The following is a 24,379-nucleotide window of genomic DNA, read 5'->3' on the forward strand; positions in this document are numbered from 1 at the left end:
GCACGCCATGACGCAGGCCGGCGGCATCACGCTGCTGTTCGCGGCGACGATGCTGCTGCTGGTCGCCGCCACCGCAGCGGCGATGCTGCAAATGCTTCTGGCAGGCCGGCAACTGGCGCTCGCCGGCCGCGATCGCGAGATCGCGTTCCGGGCAGCAGAAGCCGCCCTGCTCGAGGCGGAGGCGGAACTGCTCGCCGCCGCCGGCGGCAGTGACGACCGCTTCGGCCAATGGCCCGCCCCAGGCGAATGCGGCCGCGGCGCGCAGGCAGCGCTGTGCAACACTGCGCATGCACGCACGCCCGTGTGGCAGCCGTGGCTTAATGGCCTCGCTGCTGACCTGGCGATTGGCGTGCCGGCAAGCGGCGTTGCCGTCGTGCCGGCGGCCACCTTGCCGGAGGCGTTTGCAGGTTCGTACACGGCGCCGCGCTACGTTGCCGAGTTGCTCGACGACGGCCCCATGCTCGACGAAGGCCGGCCGGCCTTGCCGCGGCTGCGCATCACCGCCGTCGGCTTCGGCCGCTCGCCCGCGGTACGGGCCGTCGTGCAGAGCATCGTGCAGCCATGAACGTACGCGCCGCCCTCCTTGCCATTTTGCTCGCGCTGCTGCCAGTCCTGGCGGCTGCGGCGAGCAACGACAGCGCTGCCGGCCAGCTCCCGCTCGCCTACCAGATCGAACCCGGAGCAAGACCCTGGACTGGCCGGTTGCGCGCAGTCGGCTGGGAAGCCTCGCTCGCCGCCACCGACGCTGATCACCAGCCGCTGTCGGGCCTCTGGGAAGCGGGTGCATTGCTGGATGCCAGGCAGCCCGCATCGCGCAGGATCTACACCTCACTGCCCGCCGCACTGCCCCAGCCAGAGCGGCTGGTGGCGCTCCAATGGCCCGACCTGGACGATGCCATGCGCGAGCGACTCGACGTCCAGCAACTGGCCTGGCTGCGCGGCGACAATAGCAATCCCGCACTGCGCCCGCGCGAGACGCGACTGGCCAGCGCGCGTGGCGCACGCGTGCTGGTGGTCGCACCACCGGCGTGGCAGCCGGGACAGCCTGGCCATGCTCCCTTCCGCATGCGCCATGCACAGCGGCCACATATGGCATGGCTCGGCACCGTCGATGGCCAGCTGCACGGCTTCAGTGCCGTCACCGGCGAGGAGCTTGCCGTCTACCTGCCACGCGCGCTGCTGCCGTTCGCCGCCGCCATGGCCGAGTCCGAGGCACCGGTCGCGCCCAATCCCTGCCCCCGCGCGGAAAGCACCGACGCCGTCGTCGGCGGTGCCTGGCGCACGCTGCTGCTGTGCGCGTTCCGCGGCGGGCCGGAAGGCATCGCCGGGGTATTTGCACTGGACATCACCGAACCAGACGCCGCGCTGCCATTGCGGTTGCTGTGGGAACAGGCGGCCACGCCTGAATTGCCGCTTGCCGGCATCGGGCCGGTGCGCGCAGCCGCGCTGGGCGACGGCCAGGCGCAGCGCTGGCATGCCATCGCACTGCTGGCGGCGCCGGCGGAGCCCGGGCTCGCGCTGCTGCCGCTCGACACGCCGGCGTCCTCATGGCGCATGCTGCGCGTGGCCAAGCAAGGCTGCGACGGCAAGCCATCGGCGGCCGCGCTGCGCGCCGTGACAGTGGCCATGGCGTTTGACGGCACTGCGCTGGCCGCGTACGCCACTGATGATGACGGCCAGCTGTGGCGTTTTGCGCTGGGCGATGTCCTGCGGCAGCAGCCCGCGCCGCCGGCCACCTGCCTGCACCGCCTGCGCGGCGGGGCCGGCCTTGCCGAGCCGGCCCCGCCGGTGGTGCTGGGTACGCCGGCGCAACCGCTGGTGGTCTATGCGGCCGGCAACGAACTAGCCGCCGTAGCCGATGGCAACCATGCCGCCAGCCAGCCCGCCAGCATCGAAGTGCGCGCACAGGGCGCCGGCTTTGTCCTCCGGGCCGCACCGGGCCAGAGCACTTTGGCGCAAACGGCGGGTTGGCACCTCGTCCTGCCCGATGCCAACGAACAGGTCGAGCGCGTCAGTCTGGCCTCGCCGGGCTACCTCGTCATCGTGACACGGCTGCCGGACGACAGGCAGCGGACCTACCTGGTGCTGGGTGCCACTGGCGAATCCGTTGGCCGCAACACGGACGGCGCGCCGGTGCTTCCCTTCGTCACCGGGCAAATCAGCGAAGACCCGCCGATCCTCACCCGTCAGGCACTGCCGGGAATGACACCCCAGCCCGGCACTGCCGGCCGCGAGGTCCATGAACTGGCGCTATGGGCAGTGGAGAACGGCGTGGCAGCGCGCCTTGCGCACGTGGTGGCAAGCCGTCGCACAGGCCGGCTCGCATGGCGCGAACTGGCGGGGCCGGCGAAGGAGACGGCACCATGAGTCCGCGCGGCTTCTCCCTGATCGAGCTGATGGCTGCAGTGGTGATCGCCGCGCTGCTGGCCTCGCTCGCCGTGCCCGCCTGGCACGAGCATCTGCGGCGCGGCTGGCGCGCCCAGGCGCGCGCCGAACTGGCCTCTGCCCTACTGGAGCTGGAGCGGCACGCCGCAGGAACCATGAGCTTCGCCCGGCAGCCGGGAGACGACACCGTGGCGGGCGACTGGCCGCGCCCGGTGCCCGCGACCGGCCAGGCACGCCATGTCATTTCGGCAACGCCCTGCCCGGCGGCAAGCCTCGATGCCTGCGTCGAACTGCGCGCCACGCCGCACCAGCCCGACCGGCAGTGCGGCGTGCTGATCCTGCGCAGCACCGGCCAGTGGCTGTCCTGGCCGGAGAACGCCGACCGGCCCGGCCCGTTGCCGGCGGATTGCTGAGATGCCGCGCGTTCCCCGCTGCGCCGGCATGTGCCTGGCCGAGCTGCTGGCCTGCCTCGCCATCCTGGCGGTGCTGGCCGCCATGGCCTGGCCATCCTTCAGCGCACTGCTGGCGCGCCAGGCGGTGGACCAGGCCGCCGACCGGCTTGCCGCGTCGCTGGCGCTGGCGCGCTCCACTGCGATGGCCCGCCGCATCGAAGTGACGCTGCAGCCGCTGGATGGGCAGCCCGGCCTGGACCACGGCTGGCAGCTGCTGGCCGGCCCTGGCCCGGATACGACGCCGCTGGCGGTGGTCGAGCCTGCCGCGTCCTGCCTGCGCGTGGCGCTGCGGCAGACCGGCCGCGACAGCCATACGGTGCGATTCACAGCTGTGGGATACTCTCGGTCTGAGCAAGGCGGCTTCCAGGCCGCCACCTTCGCGCTCAGCTGCCGCGGCGCGCAGCGCCAGGTGCGCCTTGGCGCCCAGGGCCGCATCCGGCTCTGCACGCCTGGCCGCGACAGCGATTGCGACGCGGCGGACGGCTCCGAGCCGCCGTAACCCTGGAACCCCGGACAGACTCTCCTCCCATCCACAGCAAACCGGCCACGAGCTACAGGCGCCATGTTTTCCGATACCGACCACGCCGCCATGCAACAGGCCCTCGCGCTCGCCGCGCGGGGCATGTTCACCACCACGCCCAATCCCCGCGTCGGCTGCGTGCTGGTCAAGGACGGCCAGGTCATCGGCCAGGGTTACACCCAGCCGGCCGGACAGGACCATGCTGAAATCCAGGCGATGAAGGACGCGCTGTCGCGCGGGCTGGATCCGGACGGCGCCACCGCCTACGTCACGCTCGAGCCGTGCAGCCACTTCGGCCGTACGCCGCCATGCGCCGACGCGCTGGTGCGCGCGGGCGTGGCGCGGGTGGTGGCGGCAATGGAAGACCCCAACCCCTCGGTATCCGGACGCGGCCTGCAGCGGCTGCGCGATGCCGGCATCGACGTGCGCTGCGGCCTGCTGGAAAAGGAAGCGCGCGATCTCAACATCGGCTTCGTGTCGCGCATGACGCGCGGGCTGCCGTGGGTGCGGGTCAAGGTGGCGGCGTCGATGGACGGCGGCACCGCGCTGCATGACGGCACCAGCCAGTGGATCACCGGCCAGGCGGCGCGCGACGACGGCCATGCCTGGCGCGCGCGCGCCTGCGCGATCCTGACTGGCATCGGCACGGTCCGCGACGACGACCCGGCGCTGACCGTGCGCGCGCTCGCCACCCCACGCCAGCCGCAGCGGGTGCTGGTCGATTCGCGGCTGGAAGTGCCGCTCGACGCAAAGATCCTGACCCCGGACGCCGGCGAGTTCGCCAAGCCGGTGCTGGTGTTCTGCGCCGTGGAAGACCGCGAACGCCAGCGGGCGCTGGAAGCGCGCGGCGCCGAAGTGGTGGTCCTGCCCAACCCGCACGGCAAGGTCGAGCTGCCCCGGATGTTGCAGGAGCTGGGCCGGCGCGGCATCAACGAATTGCACGTCGAAGCGGGCTTCAAGCTCAATGGCTCGCTGGTGCGCGAACACTGCGCCGACGAGTTGCTGATCTACCTGGCGCCCAAGCTGCTCGGCGACGCGCAGGGCATGTTCAACCTGCCGCCGCTGGCGCGGCTGCAGGATGCCACGCAGTTCCGCTGGCATGAAATCCGGCAGATCGGCGACGACCTGCGGCTGATCGCGCGCCGCAACGACGCGTGACCGGCAAACCCAGATTGACCAAGACAGAAGACACCACCATGTTCACAGGCATTGTCGCGGCCGTCGGCCGCATCGAAACCGTAACCCCGCTGGGTGCCGCCGATGCCGGCGTGCGCCTGCATATTGCCGCCGGCGGCCTGGACCTGTCCGATGTGATCATCGGCGACAGCATCGCGATCCAGGGCGCCTGCATGACGGTGATCGCCATGGGCGCGGACAGCTTCGACGTCGAGGTCTCGCGCGAGTCGCTCGACAAGACCGTCGGACTGGAGCACGCCGGCCGCGTCAACCTGGAGAAGGCGCTGCGGCTGGCCGATCGCCTCGGCGGCCACCTGGTCTCCGGGCACGTCGACGGGCTGGGCGAAGTGTTGCATTTCGCCCCCGTCGGCGAATCGCATGAACTGCGCATCCGCGCGCCGCGCGAACTGGCCCGCTACCTGGCCTACAAGGGCTCGGTGGTGGTCAACGGTGTCTCGCTGACGGTCAACCGCGTCAGCGATGAAGCCGACGGCTGCGTGTTCTCGATCAACCTGATCCCGCACACGGTCGAGGTCACCACGCTGCAGGAACTCAAGCCCGGCGCCCGCGTGAACCTGGAAATCGACCTGATCGCGCGCTACGTGGAGCGGATGCTGTCAGCCGCTGACGCCGGCAAGTAGGCTCGCGCCGCCGTCGCACTTTCCCGCCGCGCGGCCGCCCGCACCGCCTGCCTTGGCGTACAATACCCGGCTTGACTGGGCATCCTGCCGGGCGTATATGCCCTGGCGGGCCAGGCCCGACGCCCCGCCTCAGTCCGGCCGCCTTCCGACGCGGCCACCGTTCCCGTCCGCCTTATTCGCGGCATTTCGCTCGTTTCGCCTCAATTTGCCGTCCTGCACGCCATGACAATCGCCCGTACCGAAGACATCATTGCCGACATCCGTGCCGGCCGCATGGTCATCCTTGTTGACGAGGAAGACCGCGAGAATGAAGGCGACCTGGTGCTGGCTGCCGACTTCGTCACTCCGGAAGCGATCAACTTCATGGCCAAGCACGGCCGCGGCCTGATCTGCCTGACGCTGACTGCCGAGCGCTGCCGCCAGCTGGACCTGCACCCCATGGTCACCCGCAACGGCACCCAGCACGGCACCAACTTCACGGTGTCGATCGAGGCCGCCGAAGGCGTGACCACCGGCATCTCGGCCGCCGACCGCGCCCGCACCGTGCAGGCCGCAGTGGCCCGCGACGCCAAGCCGGCCGACCTGGTCCAGCCCGGTCATATCTTCCCGCTGACGGCCCAGCCCGGCGGCGTGCTGATCCGCGCCGGCCATACCGAGGCCGGTTGCGACCTGGGTGCCCTGGCCGGCCTGACGCCCGCCGCCGTGATCTGCGAGATCATGAAGGACGATGGCACCATGGCACGCCTGCCCGACCTGATCGAATTCGCCCGGGAACATGACCTGAAGATCGGCACCATTGCCGACCTGATCCACTACCGCAGCCGCACCGAGAGCATCATCGAGCGGGTCGGCGAACGCGACATGCAGACGCCGTACGGCACCTTCCACAGCATCGCCTACCGCGACAAGCCGACCGGCCAGGCTCACCTGGCACTGGTGCGCGGCACGCCGACGCCGGACAAGGAAACGCTGGTGCGCGTGCATGAGCCCTTCTCCGTGCTGGACCTGCTGGAAGTGAAGTCGACAACGCATTCGTGGAGCATCCCGGCGGCGATGCAGGCCATCGACCAGGCCGACAGCGGCGTGATCGTGCTGCTGAACTGCGGCGACACCGTCGAGCAGCTGTTCACGCAGTTCACGGCCCTCGACGCACCGCAGACCCGCCCCCGCCGCAAGCCGGACCTGCGCACCTATGGCATGGGCGCGCAGATCCTGAAGGATGTCGGCGTCGGCAAGATGCGCGTGCTGGCCGCCAGGCAGCGCATGCCCAGCATGACCGGCTTCGACCTGGAAGTGACGGGCTACCAGCCCATGAACGGCCAGGCCGACTGAGCCTTCCCGGACTAAGCTTCCCCCAATACCCCGGCCGCGGCGCCAAGCCGCCGCGGCCGCCCCGAAAACTGGAGAACTGAACAATGGATCACGGCTTCTACCCCAGCAACCTCGACGGTGAAGGCCTGCGTATCGGCATCGTGCAAGCCCGCTTCAACGAGCCGGTCTGCGCCGAACTGCTCGAAGCCTGCGTGGCCGAGCTGGAAAAGCTTGGCGTCGAAGGCGAGGACACCCTGGTGGTGACCGTGCCCGGCGCGCTGGAAGTGCCGCTGGCGCTGCAGAAGATGGCCGAGAGCGGCCAGTTCGACGCGCTGGTCGCGCTCGGCGCCGTGGTGCGCGGCGAGACGTACCACTTCGAGCTGGTCTCGAACGAATCCGGCGCCGGCATCACCCGCGTCGGCCTGGATTTCAACGTGCCGGTCGCCAACGGCATCCTGACCGTCGATACTGACGAGCAGGCCCATGCCCGCACCCGCGAAAAGGGCCGCGACTGCGCCCGCGCCGCGGTGGAGATGGCCAACCTGGTCGATGCGCTGGACTCGCTGCGCGGCCAGGAAGACGATGAGGACGATGATGAGTGATACGTCCAACGCCCCCGACAATGCGGGCGGCAATGACGGCGGCAAGTCCGCCGGCAATAACGCCGGCAACAAGCCCGCGGCCCGCACCGAAGCCAAGGCGCCGCCCAAGAGCGCGCGCCGCCGCTCGCGCGAGCTGGCGCTGCAGGGCCTGTACCAATGGCTGCTGAACCGCAACGACATCGGCGCGATCCAGGCCCACCTGCATGACGCGCAAGGCTTCAACAAGGCCGACCGCGAGCACTTCGACGCGCTGCTCAATGGCGCCGTGCGTGAAGAGGCCCGCCTGACCGCCGCGTTCGAGCCGTTCCTGGACCGCACCGTGGACGAGCTGTCGCCGGTGGAGCGCGCCGCACTGCTGGTCGGCAGCTACGAGCTGGTGCACTGCGTCGACATCCCGTACAAGGTCGTCATCAACGAAGCGGTCGAGCTGACCAAGACCTTCGGCGGCGTCGAAGGCTACAAGTACGTCAACGGCGTGCTGGACAAGCTCGCCGCCCAGGTGCGCGCGGCCGAGGTCGCGGCGCGCCGCTAAGGCAATCGCCGGCTGGCTTCCGCGCCGGCCAGGACCTGACGAACACCCGCCGCGGCGGGTGTTTTCGTTTATACGTATGCTTTTTTGCTGAACGGGCTCCGCCCGCCTCTCCCAATCGCCATGGACATGCAACGTCTTGCCACCGCCGCCCGCGTCGCCAATATCAATGCCTTCCACGTGATGGAACTGGCCAAGCAGGCCGCCGAGCTTGAGCGCGTCGGCCGCCATATCGTGCACATGGGCATCGGCGAACCGGACTTCACCGCCGCCGAGCCGGTGGTGCGCGCGGCCGAGGCAGCGATGCGCCGCGGCGTCACCCAATACACTGGTGCGCTCGGCATCCATCCGCTGCGCGAGGCCATCGCCGGCTATTACAAGACGGCCTACGGCCTGGACCTCCCGGCACGCCGGGTGATCGTCACGGCGGGCGCTTCCGGCGCGCTGCTGCTGGCGTGCGCGGTGCTGGTCGAAATTGGCGCCGAAGTGCTGATGCCCGATCCCAGCTACCCGTGCAACCGCCACTTCGTCGCCGCCTTCGACGGCGCTGCGCGCATGATCCCGAGCGGCCCGGCGGAGCGCTTCCAGCTCACCGCCGCGCAGGTCGAGGCCAACTGGAGCGAGCAGACCCGCGGCGTGCTGCTGGCCACGCCGTCCAACCCGACCGGCACCTCGATCCTGCCCGACGAGCTCGGCCGCATCCTGCAGGCGGTGCGCGCACGCAACGGCTTCGCCATCGTCGACGAGATCTACCAGGGCCTGTCGTACGACGCGGCGCCGGTCTCGGCGCTGAGCCTGGACGACAACGTGGTCACGGTGAACAGCTTCTCCAAGTACTTCAACATGACCGGCTGGCGGCTGGGCTGGCTGGTGGTGCCGGACGCGCTGGTCGAGGCCTTCGAAAAGGTCGCCCAGAACCTCTTTATCTGCGCCTCCGCCGTGGCGCAGTATGCTGCGCTCGCCTGCTTCACCCCCGAGGCGCTGGCCATCTACGACGAGCGCAAGGCCGAGTTCCGCCGCCGCCGCGACCTGATCGTGCCGGCGCTGGAGGGGCTGGGCCTGCGCGTGCCGGTGCGCCCGGACGGCGCCTTCTACGTCTATGCCGACTGCCGCGGCGTCAACCACCCGGCCGCCGGCGACGCCGACCGGCTGACGCAGGCAATGTTGCACGATGCAGGCGTGGTGATGGTGCCGGGGCAGGATTTCGGGCCGCATACCGCCAGCGACTACATCCGCATCTCGTATGCGACCTCGCGCGAGAACATCGAAGAAGCGATGACCCGGCTGGCCAGGCTGTTCCGCTGAGCCGCCAGGAGGCACCAAAAGGCGCCAAAAGGCGCCAAGAGGCGCCAGGCAAAGAAAAAAGCACCCCGCAGGGTGCTTTTTCAATTGGCGACCAGTCGCAAGCCTCAGGCGTTGTTCGAGCCGTTGTTGGCTTCCAGCTTCTCGGTCGGCGCGGCATGCTCGGCCGGTGCCTTGCCGCTGCCACCCGCCTTGCCGTTGTCGGCCGGCGCCGCGCGCACGCCGATCAGCTGGCGCAGGCGGGCACGCTCGGCCAGCACCTTGGCGCCGTAGCCGCCATCGGTCGCCGTGGTGGCGCCGACGTAGTACTTCAGGCCGCCCTCGATCGAGCCGGCGCGGGCGATGCAGTCCTTCAGCACCAGCGCACCGATCTTGATATTGGCGTACGGGTTCAGCGCCGCGGCGACGCCGCCCACGGCCTCGTACTTGTCCTGGTGGACCTTGGTCATGACCTGCATCAGGCCCTGCGCGCCCACGCCGCTCTCGGCGTACGGGTTGAAGCTGGACTCGATCGCGATCACGCCCAGGATCAGCAGCGGGTCGATACCGACCTCGCGGCCGGTCAGGTAGGCTGCCTTGACCAGTTGCGCGGTGGCCTGCGCCGCCACGCGGTACTTGCGGGCGATATAGTCGGCCACGGCCGCCTGCTCGCGCGCGGTGCCGAGCGTGGCGGTGTTGCGGGCATCCGCCGCCACGCGCGTGACCGGGATCCGCTCGGCCAGGTGCGCGACCGACGGCACCTTGGCGTTCGCCGCCAGGCCATATTCGTCCACGCCCGAAACCGTCGGCAGGCCGCCCTTGCCGCGTGCCAGACGAGCAGCCGCGGCGTCCGCCGACAGGGCCGGCACGGCTGCGCTGGCCACGGCCGGCGTGGCTTCCGGCGTCGGCATGGCGGCGGCGACCAGCACCGCCGGTGCCTGGTCCCCAGCCAGCAGTGCCGCCAGCGTGGTGCGCCATTCCTGGCTCAGCCACAGCGACACGGCCGAGACGACCGCGACCACGCCAAGGCTGTTCAGCGCGTATTTCAGCGTTGTGCGGCCACCGCGCAAGGCGCGGCCCGCGACCGGATGCGCGAGACGGACCTGCAATGCCCGACTCACTCCGGGTACCGGCTGTCGGAGGCGAACCTGCAAGGCGCGTCCGATACCGGGAAGATGAAGGGTTTTCCAACCGCTCATGCTTACCTCCATCCGTTGCCCGCTTCGCATGCCAGACTGCGGCATACGTCCGATCTCAACGTACTCAAGTAAGGATGCCGCGCCGTCTAGCAGTGACAGCCAAGCATCTGTTGGCAGGCGCTCCCCATGCGCCCAACTGGAAACAGGGTCGACTCTGGGGGAGCCCACCCTGCCACGACTAATCTCGACAACCGTAAAACGCTCCGGCTCCCTGCCGGAGGCAACCGCCTCGGCCCGCTATTGCATCGGGCCGGGAATCTCGGTCTGTTCGATCTGACTGGAGCGAATCGTGCGATCCCCCGCACTTTTTCTATGTGCACCCCTTGACACAAGGGTGAAATCTATGTTGCGACGCAACACTCCATCAGCAAGACCGGATTGTAGGAACGGTGTTATACCTCGTCAAGAATAAGAATAACGATTCACACTACTTTTGGTTATTTGTAACAAGCCTTATCTTGTCGCGCCCGCATCACTCGGGCACCCGCAAACGTAGTCCAGGCCTAGCCTCGCAGACCTTGACGCCACGCTTGCGACGACAAAAAACTTACAATTTCCCCCACCCCGATTTGCTGATTTTTTTGCCGGGGCGCCGGTGTATGTGTATCGTCACCGACCTGGATGCCGCAATGCGCCGGCCGCACGCGGCCCGCGCCAAACCGAATTCACTATGCAATACAAAGACTTGCGCGACTTTATCGGCCAACTCGAGCAGATGGGCGAACTTCGCCGCGTCTCCCGCCCGGTTTCGCCCAACCTGGAAATGACCGAGGTCTGCGACCGGCTGCTGCGCGCCGGCGGCCCCGCCGTGTTGTTCGAGCGGCCCGCCGGCGCGGGGGCCGGTGACGGTATCTATAGCGTCCCGGTACTGGCCAATCTGTTCGGTACGACACACAGGGTCGCACTTGGCATGGGCGCCGAATCGATGGAAGACCTGCGCGACATCGGCCGCGTCCTGTCAGCCCTGAAGGAACCTGAGCCGCCGCGCGGCCTGCGCGAAGCGGGCAAGCTGTTCACGCTCGCCAAATCTGTGTGGGATATGGCACCAAAGCGCGTCAGCAGCCCGGCCTGCCAGGAGGTGGTCTGGGAAGGCAATGACGTAGACCTGGCGCGCCTGCCGATCCAGACCTGCTGGCCCGGCGACGCCGCGCCGCTGATCACCTGGGGCCTGGTCGTCACCAAGGGCCCGCACAAGAAGCGCCAGAACCTGGGCATCTATCGCCAGCAGGTGATCAGCCGCAACCAGGTCATCATGCGCTGGCTGGCGCACCGCGGCGGCGCCCTCGACTTCCGCGAGCATGCACTGGCCAACCCCGGCAAGCCGTTCCCGATTGCAGTGGCGCTGGGCGCCGACCCCGCCACCATCCTGGGCGCGGTGACGCCGGTGCCCGATACGCTGTCCGAGTACCAGTTCGCCGGCCTGCTGCGCGGCAGCCGCACCGCGCTGGCCGGCTGCGTGACGCCGACCCTGTCCGAGCTGAGCGTGCCAGCATCGGCCGAGATCGTGCTCGAGGGCCATATCCAGCCGGACCCGAACCACCCGTCCGGCTACCAGCATGCGCTGGAAGGCCCGTTCGGCGACCACACCGGCTACTACAACGAGCAGGACTGGTTCCCGGTGTTCACCATCGACCGCATCACCATGCGGCGCGACCCGATCTACCACTCCACCTACACCGGCAAACCGCCCGACGAGCCCGCCGTGCTGGGCGTGGCGCTGAACGAGGTGTTCGTGCCGCTGCTGCAGAAGCAGTTCCCGGAAATCACCGACTTCTACCTGCCGCCGGAAGGCTGCAGCTACCGCATGGCGCTGGTGCGGATGAAAAAGCAGTACGCCGGCCATGCCAAGCGCGTGATGTTCGGGGTATGGAGCTTCCTGCGCCAGTTCATGTATACGAAGTTCATCGTCGTGGTCGACGACGATGTCGATGTGCGCGACTGGAAGGAAGTGATCTGGGCCATCACCACGCGCGTCGACCCCAGCCGCGACACGGTGCTGGTCGACAACACGCCGATCGACTACCTGGATTTCGCCTCGCCGGTGTCGGGCCTGGGTTCCAAGATGGGCATCGACGCCACCGACAAGTGGCCCGGCGAGACCACGCGTGAATGGGGTACGCCGATCTCCATGGACGCGGCGGTCAAGGCCAGGGTCGACACCATGTGGGAAAGCCTGTTCGACCGGCCGGCGGGCACCTGACCGGCAACCGTCGCCATCCCCGGCTATCATGTCACGCTGATGCCCGGGTGCCGCCACAGGCGCCCGGGACGCCATCGCCCACCATCCGATACCCGCGACAGACGGGCCCAAGGAGGAGACATGAGCAGCACTGCCCCTTTGACCGAAGGGAACCTGATGTGGACGCCGTCCGAGGCGTTCCGCGACAGCAGCCAGATCGCCGGCTTCATGCGCTGGCTGCGCGCCGAGCGCGGCCTCGCCTTCGATGACTACGACAGCCTGTGGCAATGGTCGGTCACCGAGCTGGAAGCCTTCTGGGACGCGGTGCGCGCCTACTTCGACGTCCGCTTCGACACGCCCGCGGCGCAGGTGCTGGACCGGCGCGCCATGCCGGGCGCGCGCTGGTTCGAGGGCGCCACGCTGAACTATGTGCAGCAGGTGTTCCGTCACGCCGGCACGGGCGCGGCCCGCGAGCGCACCGCCATCCGTTACGCGGGCGAGGCGCAGCCGCTGGCTGAACTCAGCTGGGCCACGCTCGAAGCGCAGGTCGCCTCGCTGGCGCACGCGCTGCGCCAGATGGGCGTGCAGCGCGGCGACCGCGTCGCCGGCTACCTGCCCAATATCCCCGCCACCATCGTCGCCTTCCTGGCCACCGCCAGCCTGGGCGCGGTCTGGTCCGGCTGCGCGCCCGACATGGGCCAGGTGGCGGTGATCGACCGCTTCCGCCAGATCGAGCCGAAGGTGCTGATCGCCGTCGATGGCTACCGCTACGGCGGCAAGACCTATGACCGCGGGCCGGTGCTGGCGGATCTGGTGTCCGCCCTGCCCTCGCTGACCGACCTCGTGCTGGTGCCGCAAGCCGGCGCCGGCGTACCGGCGCTTGCCGGCGTACGCACCCATGCGTGGCCCGACGTGCTCGCGCACGACGCCCCGCTGGCCATCGAGCCGGTGCCATTCGACCATCCGCTGTGGATCGTCTATTCCTCCGGCACCACCGGCATGCCCAAGCCGATCGTGCACGGCCACGGCGGCATCGTCATCGAGCAGCTCAAGCTGATGGCGTTCCACAACAACCTCGGCCCGGATGACGTCTTCCACTGGTACAGCAGCAGCGGCTGGATCATGTGGAACGCGCAGGCCGCCGGCCTGCTGCTCGGCACCACCATCGCGCTCTATGACGGCAACCCGGCCTGGCCCGATGCCGGTGTGCTGTGGCGCTTTGTCGACGATGCCGGCGTGACGATGTTCGGGGCCGGCGCGGCGTTCTTCACCAACTGCATGAAGGCGGGCATCGAGCCGGCGCGCATCGCCGACCTGTCGCGGCTGCGCGGCCTGGGCTCGACCGGCTCGCCGCTGCCGGTCGAGGCCTACGACTGGATCTACCGCCATGTGCGCGAAGACATCTGGCTGGTGCCGATGTCGGGCGGCACCGACTTTGCCGGCTCGTTCGTGGCGGGCTGCCCGCTGCTGCCGGTCTATTCGGGCGAGATGCAGTGCCGCTGCCTGGGCGCCAAGGTGCAGGCGTTCGACGACAACGGGCAGGCGCTGGTCGACCAGGTCGGCGAGCTGGTCTGCACCGAGACGATGCCGTCGATGCCGCTCTTCCTGTGGGGCGATGCCGACGGCAAGCGCTACCGCGACAGCTATTTCGACACCTATCCCGGCGCCTGGCGGCACGGCGACTGGATCAGGATCACGCCGCGCGGCGGCGCGGTGATCTACGGGCGTTCGGACGCCACCATCAACCGCCACGGCATCCGCATGGGCACCAGCGAGCTGTACCGCGTGGTGGAAGACCTGCCTGAAGTGCTCGACAGCATGGTGGTCGACCTGGAGTACCTGGGCCGCGAATCCTATATGCCGCTGTTCGTGGTGCTGCGCGAAGGGCTGGTGCTCGACGAGGCCCTGCGCGACACCCTGCGTGCGCGCATCCGCGAGGCGCTGTCGTCGCGCCACGTGCCCAACGAGATCGTGCAGGTGCCGGGCGTGCCACGCACGCTGTCGGGCAAGAAGATGGAAGTGCCGATCAAGAAGCTGCTGCTCGGCCACGCGCCAGCCAGCGTAGCCAACCGCGATGCCATGGCCAACCCCGATACGCTCGACTGGTACTTCGACTACGCCGCGCGTTTCCTGCAGGCGCGGCAAGCCGAGTCGGCGACGGCATCTGCCTGACAGGCAGCGGCAGGCAGCGGCGGCCGCTAGAACTCGACGTCCAGTTCGCTGATCTCGTCAGGTTCCGCGCGCGCCGCCGCGATCCACTCCTGCAGCTCCGGCATCGCCAGGATCTGCTTGCAGTAGGAGACCGGCTCCGGGTCGAGCATCACGCCGTAGGTGACAAAGCGTGTCACCACCGGCGCGTACATGGCGTCGGCCATGGTGCGCGAGCCAAACAGGTAAGGTCCGCCGTAGCGCGTCAGGCAATCGGTCCAGATCGCCGTGATACGGTCGATGTCCGCCTGCGCGCGCGACCACACCTTCATCCCCGGGAAATTCCCCTTCAGGTTCATCGGCAGCGCCGAGCGCATCGCCGCAAACCCGGAATGCATCTCGCCGCAGATGGCGCGGCAATGCGCGCGTGCAGCGCGGTCCTCTGGCAGCAGGCCGGCCTTGGGGCGGATCTCGTTCAGGTATTCGGCGATGGCGAGCGTGTCCCATACCGTCACGCCCTGGTGGCGCAGGCAGGGCACCAGGATCGACGGCGACAGCAGCAGGATTTCGGCGCGGGCGGCGGCATCGTCCGGCGGCACCAGCACTTCCTCGAACTCCAGGCCGGCAAAACGCGCCAGCAGCCAGCCGCGCAGCGACCACGACGAATAGGTCTTGCTGCTGATGGTGAGTGTGGTCTTGCTCATCACGCCTCCTTGGCGGCGCACTTGGATGGTGCGCGCGTGCGGCACCATATAGCACCAGTCTGATGCCTGCGCCCCGGCACACATCATGAGACGATGCCACGCCGGTGCGGCGGGCGCAGCTTGCACAACTTTACGCATGCATCGCTGCCTTGCGCGTGGCACCGCGCAAATCGCATGCAAGGCGCGCGCCAATGGCATGTATATTGCGGCATGGGGACACCAGAACCACGGGGGCCCAGCCATGCTGTATTACGCGTACCAGACCTACGCGGACATCATACTGCCGGCATGCACGCTGGCGGAACTGGCCGCGGCAACGCTGGCCGCCCATCCCAGGGCGAGCGGCTTCGATGCCGTACGCACGCTGCGCGCCGCGTGCGAGATCGTCGCGCTCGGGCGCCTGACGCACCATCGTCCGGCCTTCGGCATCGACAGCGCGATGGTCGCCGGCCAGCCGGTGCCGGTCACCGAGGAAGTGGTGCTGCGCACGCCGTTCTGCTCGCTGCTGCACTTCCGCCGCCAGGGCATCGGCAGCCAGCCACGCGTGCTGCTGGTCGCGCCGATGTCGGGCCACTTTGCCACCTTGTTGCGCGGCACTGCGCAGACCATGCTGGCCGACCACGACGTCTATATCACCGACTGGCACAATCCGCGCGATATCCCGCTGGTGGCCGGGCGCTTCGGCTTCGATGAATTCGTGCAGCACCTGATCCACTTCCTGCAGGCGCTCGGCGGCGGCACCCACGTCGTGGCGGTGTGCCAGCCTACCGTGGCCGCACTGGCGGCGGCGGCCATCATGGCCGAGGACGGCGATCCCGCCCAGCCGCCCAGCCTGACCCTGATGGCCGGCCCGATCGACGCGCGCGTCAACCCGACCAGGGTCAACGAACTTGCCACCAGCCAGCCGATCGACTGGTTCGAGCGCACGCTGATCGGCATGGTGCCGCTGCGCTTTGCCGGCGGCATGCGGCGCGTCTACCCCGGCCACGTGCAGTTGCTGGCGTTCATGAGCATGAACCTGGAGCGCCATGAGCAGGCGCTGCGCGAACTCTACGCGTATCGGGAGCGCGGCGAGCACGACAAGGCCGACGCCATCCGCGACTTCTATATCGAATACTTCGCCACCATGGACCTGACGGCGGAGTTCTACCTGGAAACCGTCAGCCTGGTGTTCCAGCGCTTTCTGCTGGCGCAGGGTCTGCTCGACGTCGCCGGACGCCGCGTGTGCACGCGCGCCATCCGCCGCACCGCGCTGCTCACGGTCGAGGGCGAACGCGACGACATCTGCGCCATCGGCCAGACCATGGCCGCGCAGGACCTCTGCCCGAGCCTGCGGCCTTACATGCGCATGCATCACGTGCAGACCGGGGTCGGCCACTATGGCGTGTTCAACGGCAAGCGCTGGGAAACGCAGGTGTACCCGCTGGTGCGCAACACCATCTACACGAGCAGCTGAGCCTTCCGCCTGCCCACGGCCTGGCATCGCGCTGGCTTATCATGGCGGCTGCTCGCGCCGGCGTGGCGCCAAGGACCAACATGCCATTGCTTCCGACACAAGACTTCCAGGGCCAGTCGCTGGTCCGGGTCGGCGATGCCGACAACTTCCTGCTGCTCGCCCCGCAATACGGCGGGCGCCTGGTGCGCTGGGTGCACCATGGCGAAGATATTCTCTACTGGCCCGACAACGCTGACTGGAGCCGTCCGGCCAAGGTGCGCGGGGGCAATCCGTTGCTGTTTCCGTTTATCGGCCGGCACTTCGTGGATGGCGTCGCCGGGCAGTGGCGCGACCGGCAAGGCGCCGTGCACACGCTGGCCCAGCATGGCTTTGCGCGCGACCTGCCTTTCGAGGTCGGCATGATCGATGCTGCCGGGTCGATCACCATGACGCTGCGCGACAACACCCAGACGCGGCCGGGCTTCCCCTATGCCTTCGTGTTCGACGCGGTGTACGCGCTTCTGCCCGACGGGCTTGAGGTTACGCTGCGCACCACCAACACCGGAGACCAGCCGCTGCCCTGCTATCCCGGCCATCACTTCTACTTTGCGCTGCCGCATGCGCAGCGTGCCGGGTCGACATTGGCCTTGCCGACCGTCGATCGCGTGCGCCAGTTGCCAGACGGCGCGCCGGGCGCGGCCGAAGCCGGCGAGCCCGTCTACCGGCTCGACGATCCGCGCCTGCAGGACACCTACCACGTCTTGCGCGGCGCGGCCGGCGCCATACTGTCGATGCCGGCGCGCACCATCGCCTTCGAACTCGACGTTGCCGGCAGCGTGCGCTGGCACGCTGTTACAACGTGGTCCGAAAGCGAGCAGTCTGATTTCTATTGCGTGGAACCGTGGGTGGGATTGCCCGATGCGATCCACCACAGGCAGGGGCTGCGCTGGCTGGCACCGGGCCAGTCGGAAAGCGCCGTGTGCCGCCTGCGCGTGACCGGCTGAGCCGGAGCGCCGGGAGCGCCGGTTCAGTGCTCGAAATCCAGCCCGCCGATCAGGATGGCGGGATCCGTCTGCGACAGCGAGCCAAAATCGATGCCGCGCGGCTCCTGCCACGCGCGCAGCTTGCCCGGCAGCGCCGCCAGATAACCGGCAAAGCGCGCCTCGCCTCCGGCGCCAAACAGCCGCTGCACCTCCAGCCCATCCCACGCCAGGGTGACATCGAGCGGATGCGCATGGCGCCGCAATTCCGTTGGCCCGTCACCCGTCATGCGCAGGCGCGGCGGGCGGTTCGGGGCCTCGGCGGGCAAGGCATGCAGCTGCACGCGCCGGTGCTGCTTGCCGATGGTGTCGGCGATGCGGGGCAGGCATTCTGCTTCAAAGCGGGCGTAGAAGTCCGTGGTCAAGGTGGCGGCGTCCTGACGTTGCGAGTCGTTGGCGCCGTGCCCGGTATGGCGCGCCGACGCTGCCAGCCACTATACGCCGCCGCGCACGGCAGCGGACGGCCGGGACACTTGGAAGCCCAATCCCGGCGACAGCACCTCGGGTCTCACCTACTTCTGGGACAGGGTACGCAGGCTCCAGCAGCGTCAGCAACGGCCTTGGCATGTTGATGCCAATGGCAAGCCACATGTCCTAAGCGCCATTCTTCGGACGTCATAGTGGCCCTACCCGCCTTGCACTTTGGTCTCTCATTGGTATGCCTTTGCGGTATGCTCGTTATTTCGGCATTAGTGTCCTAGATTCTCCTTTGCTCCAAACGGGAGATGGGGACGCCGCACGGTCTATGAGACTTGTAGGCGGCGCGGAGGGTTTTGAGAATGCCGATGAACCATCGCATGGAAGGGGAGATCGACAGGATGGGCGTCATCGCCATGGTGGGAACCGTTTTTTACTTTTGGAGGTTTGCAAGCCGGCGGGCAGCAGTCCTGTTGATAGCGTTCCTCGCCTTAGGTTTCGTAGCGTTCTGGACCAATGGCAACGGCAGGCAGTGCGACGGCAAAACTTGGTTCTGCGATCTCGTTCCAGACAGTGCCAAGGTAGTAGCTGCTGCACCGCAAGAGCCTGAGCCATGTCCAGTGGAAGAGCCGATCACCACCCGAGTATTCCAGAGCGACGCGGCCGACGCTGAAGTCCATCGTCTGATTCAGAATGGCGTTTGCCAGCAGACTGCAATAGACCGGGTCGCAAATGGCTGGAAGGCGCCATACGATCCAGAATACGAGTCAACGCTTCGCAAGTGAATTATATAAACCTACGCCGTCGCATCACCTGCTCGAACAGAACAGGCTTGCGCTGCCGCGGTCTGATCTGCTCTGGCACGTGCTAACGCTGGGACTTGAAGGGGTGTGGGACGAGGGGCGCGGGCTCGGTATATCTGAGAGAGGAGCGTCGCGCGAATGAATCAAGATCAAGCGGCCGGGAGCAATGCCGCAGCAATTCGCACGATAGGGGGAAGTGAAGTGCCGACGCGCCGGCTTGTCACTTTGGTGTAAACGGACTGCCACTGACTGCCGGTCCGCCCAGCGACGGGCAAATGCTATGAGAGAGCACAGGCCTATGTCAAGGTAGAGGCTGAACTCTGCTTCAATGACCAGTATCAATACGTCGTGGCCAATATCGCCAATACGTCTGGCATGGACCGGCCGCAGAATCATGCTAGAATCCGCTCCCAGTTAGCCAAGGCGGGCGTCGTATAATGGCTATTACCTTAGCTTCCCAAGCTAAAGACGTGGGTTCGATTCCCATCGCCCGCTCCACCTCAAGTCGAGACAAGCCGCCTTTGCCACCGTTGACACTGTTACGGTGATCTGCCCGGCGGCTTTTTTGTTGCCATGCTTCCCCAAGACCCCAGCACCGGACCGACGCCGTCCGATGACGTCACGCCGGTGGATAACGGCCAGCAGCCGTCCGCCTCCTCCCCTGCCGATCCCGAAGGCGTCGCGCATCCGCGCCGCATCCGCTCGTTCGTGCGCCGTGCCGGGCGGACGTCGACCGGCCAGCAGCGCGCCATCGACGAAGTCGGCCCGCGCATGCTGGTGCCGTACGCGCCGCAGCCGCTGGACTGGGAAGCCACATTCGGCCGCCAGGCGCCGTCGATCCTGGAGATCGGCTTCGGCATGGGCGAGACCACTGCGCATATCGCCGGCTTGCGGCCGCAGGACAATTTCCTGGGCTGCGAGGTGCATGAGCCTGGCGTGGGCGCCCTGCTCAAGCTGATCGACGAGCGCGGCCTGGAGAATATCCGCATCCTGCAGCACGACGCGGTCGAGGTCATCGCCCACATGCTGACCGACGACAGCCTGGACGGCGTGCATATCTATTTCCCGGACCCGTGGCACAAGAAGCGCCATAACAAGCGCCGGCTGGTGCAGCCGCCGCTGGTGAAGGTGCTGGCGGCGCGGCTGAAGCCGGGTGGCTATATCCATTGCGCGACCGACTGGGAAGAGTACGCGCACCAGATGGTCGAAGTGCTGGCGGGCGAGCCGCTGCTGGAGAACACCTCCAGCGCGCCGGACGGCTTTGCCGAGCGGCCGGACTACCGGCCGGTGACCAAGTTCGAGCGGCGCGGCGTGCGGCTCGGGCATGGGGTGTGGGACGTGGTGTTCCGCAAGCGTGCCTGAACGCAGTCGCAAGGCGCAAACAAACAAAAAAGCGTGGCAGGTGCCACGCTTTTTTGTTGTCTGGATGTTCGCCCCGCTTATGCGTGCCAGGACACCAGGCCGGAGTAAGCCGTGAACAGCACCACGATGCCGAACGCAATGCGATACCACGCAAACGGCTTGAAATCATGCGTGGCAACAAAGCGCAGCAGCCAGCGCACGCACAGGAACGCGGACAGGAAGGCGAACACAAAACCGACGGCGAAGATGCCGAGGTCGTCCCCATTCAGCAGCGCACGCGCCTTGTACAGCTCATAGACCGTCGCGCCGAAGATCACCGGGATCGCGAGGAAGAACGAGAACTCGGTGGCCACCTGCCGCGACAGCCCGAACAGCATGCCGCCGATAATGGTAGCGCCCGAGCGCGAGGTGCCCGGCACCAGCGCAAAGCACTGCGCCACACCCACCTTGAGGGCATCGCCCCAGTTCAGGTCGTCGACCGATTCGATGCGCGGCGCGCCCGCCTTGGCCGCTTCCAGCAGCGCATTGCCCTGCGGATGCGAGACCGTGCCGCGGCGCGCGTCACGCCATTCGGCCAACAGGATCACCACGCCGCCGACGATAAAGGCCAGCGCCACCGAGATCGGGTTGAACAGGTGGGCCTTGATCCATTTGCCGAAGATGAAGGCCAGGATGATCGCCGGCGCGGAGGCGATCACGACATTGACGGCGAAGCGCTGCGCCTTCGGCTCCGAACCCAGGCCGCGCACCACGCTGCCGATGCGTGCACGGAACTCCCAGCAGACCGCCAGGATGGCGCCGAACTGGATCACGATCTCGAAGATCTTGCCTTTTTCGTCGTTGAAGTCGAGCAGTTGGCCCGCCAGGATCAGGTGGCCGGTACTCGAGATGGGAAGGAACTCGGTCAGTCCTTCGACAATGCCGAGGATCACGGCTTTCAGGGCAAGTGCGATTTCCATGCGGAACGGAGAAACGTTGTCATCGGCGTTGCCCGGCATGCGCCGGACCGCCTGGATTGTTGTTCGAGCGCCCGGGTCACCCGGGGGCGATCAGGGGCGATTGACCTTGACGTTGATGCCGTCAGGCAAAACGGTAATTGTACCGGGCTCGACTTGCGTGCCGGCAACCCGCAGCTGGTCTTCCCGGAACGTATAGAGCGGATAGCCCTGCAGCAGCTGCTCGGCCAGGATGCCGCCCAGCGCATTGAGCTGGCGCGAGAACTGCGCCGGCATGCCCTGCACATCGAAGCGCCGCACTTCGGGGTCCTGCAGCACCACCGAGCGCGTTGGCGCGTCATAGCGCAGCCCGCTGTCCAGCGCGAAACGCCCCGTCAGCGCCTCGCGGAAGAACAGCTTGTTGTCGATGACGGCGTCGAACTGCACGTTGACGCGGTTGCGCACCGAGTCCAGCGTCAGCTGCGGATTGGTGAGCTGGATATCGAACAGCTCCATATAGCGCTTGTTGAACGGGAACTTGCGCTCCAGCGCAGCCTGCAGCTGGCTTTGCGAGAACGTGTACTCGTTGCGGAACGCGCCGCAGGCGGCGAGGCCGGCGGCCAGCGCGGCCGCGCCAGCGACGGCCAGCCAGCGCCGTCGGGAAGTCCGGATCATGTTGCCTCCGAGTTCAGGAGTTGATGGCGGGCGCGCCGGCACGGTGGCCAGCGTCACCCGCGTGAGCCGGGCCGTGCAGGCGTGGCCTGCGGCGCGGTCAGGATTTCGAGTCGGGTCAGCCAGTGCAGCGCGGCATCGCGCGAGTCGCCGCACATTTCCGCCGAGGGCTTCAGGCCGGCGCAGAACGCCGGCCGGTCAGGGCGGCCGAACACCGCGCAGCGCATGTCTGGCAGCAGCTGCGCGCACGGCACGCCCGCTGGCTTGCCCTCAGGCATGCCCGGCAGGGCCGAGGCAATCGACGGGGCAATGCAACAGGCGCCGCAGCCAGCGCGGCAGGAAAGGTGTGACCGGCAACTCATCGCGTGGTTCAGGGAGGCCGCGGGGTGCCATGGCAGGCAAGGCGGCTGACAACAAGACGCCATTGTGCCCGAAGGGCCGCCATCCTCATGTAAGAAAAGGAAAGCGCCGCGTGCGAGATCGCACTGGCCTGGCCCCGAAAAGGCGCAACACGCGCCCCAGGGATCACATGTCTCGGATTCGCCTCGGTGTGTACCCTAGCCCACCCCGACCGCGCTTGACCCTCATATGGCGCTACCCTACATTACTGACCCATAAGTTATTAACATCCAGCCCCGCCGCACCGTGCCCCGCAGTCCTCGCAAGACACCCGTGAAATCACCCGCCGATCCGCACAAGGACGCCGATGTGCCGCGCTGGAGCCGGCGCAAGGCCGCACGCCCGCAGGAGCTGGTGGCGGCGGCGCTCGACCTGTTCGTGGAGCGCGGCTACGCCGCCACGCGCCTCGAAGACGTGGCTGCGGCAGCGGGTGTGTCCAAGGGCACGGTCTACCTGTACTTCGCCAACAAGGAAGAGCTGTTCAAGTCCGTGGTGCGCGCCAACCTGGTCCCGGCCCTGTCGCGTGGCACCGAGCTGGTCGACCGCTACGAGGGCAGCACGCCGGAACTGCTGCGCGAACTGCTGCGCGGCTGGTGGGGACTGATCGGCGCCACGCCGGTGGCGGGGCTGACCAAGCTGATCATGGCCGAGTCGGCCAACTTCCCGGACATCGCCCGCTTCTATAACGAAGAGGTGGTGGTGCCCGGCGATGAGCTGTTCGCCAGGGTGCTGGCGCGCGGCGCGGCGCGCGGCGAATTCCGCCCGAAGCCGGCCAACCCCACCACCACGCTGATCTGCGCCCCGCTGATGTTCCTGATGCTGTGGCAGCGCTCACTGCGTGCCACCTCTGGAAAAGACCTCGATCCCGAGATCTTCCTCGACCAACTGCTCGACACACTGCTGTTCGGCCTGACCACCGGCGAGGCGCGCGAGCGCCCGCTGCCGCCGCAGCAAGGCCCCTACATATGGGAGCGCATCCGCGACGAAATATTGGCGCAAGGCGCCGAAGATGCGGATGGAGGTGCGGACGGCGATGCCGCGAACGATCCTGGCATGCGCCCGGGAAAGCCAATATGAAACGAAAGATCCTGCTGATCGCCGTGGCCTGCGCCATCGTGGTGCTGAGCGCCGTGGCCGCCGTGCGCAAGGCCGGCAGCGCGCGCCAGCCGCAACCGCCAGCACAGGCCGCTGCCAGCGTGGTGGAATTTTTGCAGACCGATCTCGTCAACGTGGACCGACAGGACCTGCAGGTGTCGCTGCCGCTGTCGGGCAGCCTGCGCGCGCTGAACCAGGCGTCGGTCAAGGCCAAGGTCTCGGGCGAGGTACAGCAGGTGCTGGTGCGCGAAGGCGAGCCGGTACGCGCCGGCCAGGTGATCGCGCGCATCGACCCGACCGAATATGAGGCCAGGGTGGCGCAGGCGCGCGGTCAGATGCTGGCCATGCAGGGTCAGTTCCAGAACTCGCGCCAGACCTGGGAGCGCAACCGCGAGCTGGTCGGCAAGGGCTTTATCTCGAAGACCGCATTCGACAAGTTCCAGTCCGACCTCGACGTCGCCCGCGCCAACCTCGATGCCGCCCAGGGCGGCCTGGCGGTGGCGCAGAAGGCGCTGGCCGACACCGTGGTCAGGGCGCCGCTGGACGGCATGGTCGCCGCGCGCGCGGCGCAGCCGGGCGAGAAGGTATCGCCCGATACACGCCTGGTCGACGTGGTCGACCTGCGCGTGCTGGAACTGGAGGCGCCGGTGCCGATGGCCGACGTGGCGCGCGCCAGCGTCGGCCAGGCGGTCGAGCTCGACGTGGAAGGCGCCGGGCGCTTTACCGGCAAGCTGGTGCGGATCAACCCGGCCGTCATGCAGGGCACGCGCAGCATCATGGTCTACGTGCGCGTGGAAAATCCCGAGGCGAAGCTGCGCGCCGGCATGTTCGCGCGCGGCGCGCTGGTGCTGGGCCAGCGCTCCGGCGTGGTGGCGGTGCCGGCCTCGGCGGTGCGGATGGAAGGCGAGCGCGCCTTCGTCTACGCCATCGACAAGGACGTGCTGGCAGAGCGCCCGGTGCAGCTGGGCGTGCGCGACGAGAGCAGCGGGCTGGTGGAGATCGTCTCCGGTCTCGACGCCGGCACCGAGATCGTGCGCACCAACCTCGGCACGCTGCGCAGCGGCAGCCAGGTTCGGCGCGTGAAGGCCTGACGC

The 24,379-nt window shown here is 67.9% G+C and carries 24 protein-coding genes and 1 tRNA gene; 19 read left to right on the forward strand and 6 right to left on the reverse strand.

The window, feature by feature from the left end; genetic code table 11:
• Window positions 1–7 precede the first annotated feature (7 nt).
• From VSR71_RS02670 to VSR71_RS02715, 10 genes are all read left to right on the forward strand, one after another.
• Entirely contained in the window at window positions 8–565 is a 558-nt protein-coding gene (locus VSR71_RS02670; protein ID WP_342912378.1) for a pilus assembly protein, read from the forward strand.
• Window positions 562–2,367, forward strand: coding sequence for a pilus assembly protein PilY (locus tag VSR71_RS02675; RefSeq protein WP_342912379.1), 1,806 nt, complete (start codon window positions 562–564; stop codon window positions 2,365–2,367). Before VSR71_RS02670 ends, VSR71_RS02675 begins: the two co-directional genes overlap by 4 nt.
• Window positions 2,364–2,798 carry a prepilin-type N-terminal cleavage/methylation domain-containing protein gene (locus VSR71_RS02680; protein ID WP_342912380.1) on the forward strand — a complete coding sequence of 145 codons (435 nt, stop codon included), beginning with the start codon at window positions 2,364–2,366 and terminating at the stop codon, window positions 2,796–2,798. The genes VSR71_RS02675 and VSR71_RS02680 overlap by 4 nt, the downstream gene beginning before the upstream one ends.
• Window position 2,799: 1 nt before the next feature.
• Window positions 2,800–3,336, forward strand: coding sequence for a GspH/FimT family pseudopilin (locus VSR71_RS02685; RefSeq protein ID WP_342912381.1), 537 nt, complete (start codon window positions 2,800–2,802; stop codon window positions 3,334–3,336).
• A gap of 63 nt (window positions 3,337–3,399) precedes the next feature.
• On the forward strand, window positions 3,400–4,515 hold the full coding sequence (gene ribD, locus VSR71_RS02690) for a bifunctional diaminohydroxyphosphoribosylaminopyrimidine deaminase/5-amino-6-(5-phosphoribosylamino)uracil reductase RibD (protein WP_342912382.1): 1,116 nt from the start codon (window positions 3,400–3,402) through the stop codon (window positions 4,513–4,515).
• Between the two features lie 38 nt (window positions 4,516–4,553).
• Window positions 4,554–5,174 carry a riboflavin synthase gene (locus VSR71_RS02695; RefSeq protein ID WP_342912674.1) on the forward strand — a complete coding sequence of 207 codons (621 nt, stop codon included), beginning with the start codon at window positions 4,554–4,556 and terminating at the stop codon, window positions 5,172–5,174.
• A gap of 222 nt (window positions 5,175–5,396) precedes the next feature.
• Complete coding sequence (gene ribBA / locus VSR71_RS02700) at window positions 5,397–6,506, forward strand: bifunctional 3,4-dihydroxy-2-butanone-4-phosphate synthase/GTP cyclohydrolase II (protein WP_342912383.1); 1,110 nt, start codon at window positions 5,397–5,399, stop codon at window positions 6,504–6,506.
• An 83-nt stretch (window positions 6,507–6,589) separates the two neighbouring features.
• Entirely contained in the window at window positions 6,590–7,087 is a 498-nt protein-coding gene (ribH, locus tag VSR71_RS02705) for a 6,7-dimethyl-8-ribityllumazine synthase (protein WP_029045447.1), read from the forward strand.
• Window positions 7,080–7,619: a transcription antitermination factor NusB gene (nusB, locus tag VSR71_RS02710; protein ID WP_342912384.1), complete on the forward strand. Its 540-nt coding sequence runs from the start codon at window positions 7,080–7,082 to the stop codon at window positions 7,617–7,619. The genes ribH and nusB overlap by 8 nt, the downstream gene beginning before the upstream one ends.
• Window positions 7,620–7,739: 120 nt before the next feature.
• Entirely contained in the window at window positions 7,740–8,921 is a 1,182-nt protein-coding gene (locus tag VSR71_RS02715; RefSeq protein WP_342912385.1) for a pyridoxal phosphate-dependent aminotransferase, read from the forward strand.
• A 104-nt stretch (window positions 8,922–9,025) separates the two neighbouring features.
• On the opposite strand, the gene VSR71_RS02720 is transcribed toward VSR71_RS02715, so the two are convergent.
• On the reverse strand, window positions 9,026–10,096 hold the full coding sequence (locus VSR71_RS02720; RefSeq protein ID WP_342912386.1) for a lytic transglycosylase domain-containing protein: 1,071 nt from the start codon (window positions 10,094–10,096) through the stop codon (window positions 9,026–9,028).
• Between the two features lie 670 nt (window positions 10,097–10,766).
• Here VSR71_RS02720 and ubiD point away from each other — a divergent pair.
• Window positions 10,767–12,296, forward strand: a complete 1,530-nt coding sequence (gene ubiD / locus VSR71_RS02725; protein ID WP_342912387.1) for a 4-hydroxy-3-polyprenylbenzoate decarboxylase — start codon at window positions 10,767–10,769, stop codon at window positions 12,294–12,296.
• A 120-nt stretch (window positions 12,297–12,416) separates the two neighbouring features.
• Window positions 12,417–14,447, forward strand: a complete 2,031-nt coding sequence (locus VSR71_RS02730; protein WP_342912388.1) for an acetoacetate--CoA ligase — start codon at window positions 12,417–12,419, stop codon at window positions 14,445–14,447.
• Between the two features lie 26 nt (window positions 14,448–14,473).
• On the opposite strand, the gene VSR71_RS02735 is transcribed toward VSR71_RS02730, so the two are convergent.
• The gene (locus tag VSR71_RS02735) at window positions 14,474–15,127 is read right to left on the reverse strand and encodes a glutathione S-transferase family protein (protein WP_342912389.1); all 654 of its coding nucleotides are present in this window, start codon (window positions 15,125–15,127) and stop codon (window positions 14,474–14,476) included.
• 241 nt (window positions 15,128–15,368) lie between these two features.
• Between VSR71_RS02735 and VSR71_RS02740 the strand changes: the two genes are divergently transcribed.
• Both VSR71_RS02740 and VSR71_RS02745 read left to right on the forward strand, forming a co-directional pair.
• A complete protein-coding gene (locus tag VSR71_RS02740; RefSeq protein WP_342912390.1) occupies window positions 15,369–16,583 on the forward strand; it encodes a polyhydroxyalkanoate depolymerase in 1,215 nt (404 codons plus the stop codon).
• 80 nt (window positions 16,584–16,663) lie between these two features.
• Window positions 16,664–17,566 (forward strand): aldose epimerase, encoded by a 903-nt coding sequence (locus VSR71_RS02745; protein WP_342912391.1) that lies wholly within the window; start codon window positions 16,664–16,666, stop codon window positions 17,564–17,566.
• Window positions 17,567–17,589: 23 nt separating this feature from the next.
• On the opposite strand, the gene VSR71_RS02750 is transcribed toward VSR71_RS02745, so the two are convergent.
• Window positions 17,590–17,967 carry a DUF5594 family protein gene (locus VSR71_RS02750; protein ID WP_342912392.1) on the reverse strand — a complete coding sequence of 126 codons (378 nt, stop codon included), beginning with the start codon at window positions 17,965–17,967 and terminating at the stop codon, window positions 17,590–17,592.
• 420 nt (window positions 17,968–18,387) lie between these two features.
• Here VSR71_RS02750 and VSR71_RS02755 point away from each other — a divergent pair, with 420 nt between their 5' ends.
• The 3 genes from VSR71_RS02755 to trmB all read left to right on the forward strand — a co-directional run bounded on the left by VSR71_RS02755 (window position 18,388) and on the right by trmB (window position 20,184).
• The gene (locus tag VSR71_RS02755) at window positions 18,388–18,804 is read left to right on the forward strand and encodes a hypothetical protein (protein WP_342912393.1); all 417 of its coding nucleotides are present in this window, start codon (window positions 18,388–18,390) and stop codon (window positions 18,802–18,804) included.
• 441 nt (window positions 18,805–19,245) lie between these two features.
• Window positions 19,246–19,320 (forward strand) — tRNA-Gly (locus tag VSR71_RS02760).
• A gap of 75 nt (window positions 19,321–19,395) precedes the next feature.
• Complete coding sequence (gene trmB, locus VSR71_RS02765; RefSeq protein WP_342912394.1) at window positions 19,396–20,184, forward strand: tRNA (guanosine(46)-N7)-methyltransferase TrmB; 789 nt, start codon at window positions 19,396–19,398, stop codon at window positions 20,182–20,184.
• Between the two features lie 77 nt (window positions 20,185–20,261).
• Here the strand turns inward: trmB and VSR71_RS02770 are convergent, their stop codons facing one another.
• The 3 genes from VSR71_RS02770 to VSR71_RS02780 all read right to left on the reverse strand — a co-directional run bounded on the left by VSR71_RS02770 (window position 20,262) and on the right by VSR71_RS02780 (window position 22,153).
• On the reverse strand, window positions 20,262–21,143 hold the full coding sequence (locus VSR71_RS02770; protein ID WP_342912675.1) for an undecaprenyl-diphosphate phosphatase: 882 nt from the start codon (window positions 21,141–21,143) through the stop codon (window positions 20,262–20,264).
• A gap of 90 nt (window positions 21,144–21,233) precedes the next feature.
• Complete coding sequence (locus tag VSR71_RS02775) at window positions 21,234–21,794, reverse strand: DUF1439 domain-containing protein (protein WP_342912395.1); 561 nt, start codon at window positions 21,792–21,794, stop codon at window positions 21,234–21,236.
• Window positions 21,795–21,847: 53 nt separating this feature from the next.
• The gene (locus VSR71_RS02780) at window positions 21,848–22,153 is read right to left on the reverse strand and encodes a YkgJ family cysteine cluster protein (protein ID WP_342912396.1); all 306 of its coding nucleotides are present in this window, start codon (window positions 22,151–22,153) and stop codon (window positions 21,848–21,850) included.
• Between the two features lie 283 nt (window positions 22,154–22,436).
• On the opposite strand from VSR71_RS02780, the gene VSR71_RS02785 reads away from it, so the two are divergent.
• Together VSR71_RS02785 and VSR71_RS02790 are read left to right on the forward strand one after the other, a co-directional pair.
• Window positions 22,437–23,267 (forward strand): TetR/AcrR family transcriptional regulator, encoded by an 831-nt coding sequence (locus VSR71_RS02785; protein WP_428979335.1) that lies wholly within the window; start codon window positions 22,437–22,439, stop codon window positions 23,265–23,267.
• On the forward strand, window positions 23,264–24,376 hold the full coding sequence (locus VSR71_RS02790; protein ID WP_342912398.1) for an efflux RND transporter periplasmic adaptor subunit: 1,113 nt from the start codon (window positions 23,264–23,266) through the stop codon (window positions 24,374–24,376). The genes VSR71_RS02785 and VSR71_RS02790 overlap by 4 nt, the downstream gene beginning before the upstream one ends.
• Window positions 24,377–24,379 lie beyond the last annotated feature (3 nt).

It is taken from the genome of Cupriavidus oxalaticus (assembly GCF_038900635.1).
In the GTDB taxonomy this organism is placed as follows: Bacteria; Pseudomonadota; Gammaproteobacteria; order Burkholderiales; family Burkholderiaceae; genus Cupriavidus; species Cupriavidus oxalaticus_B.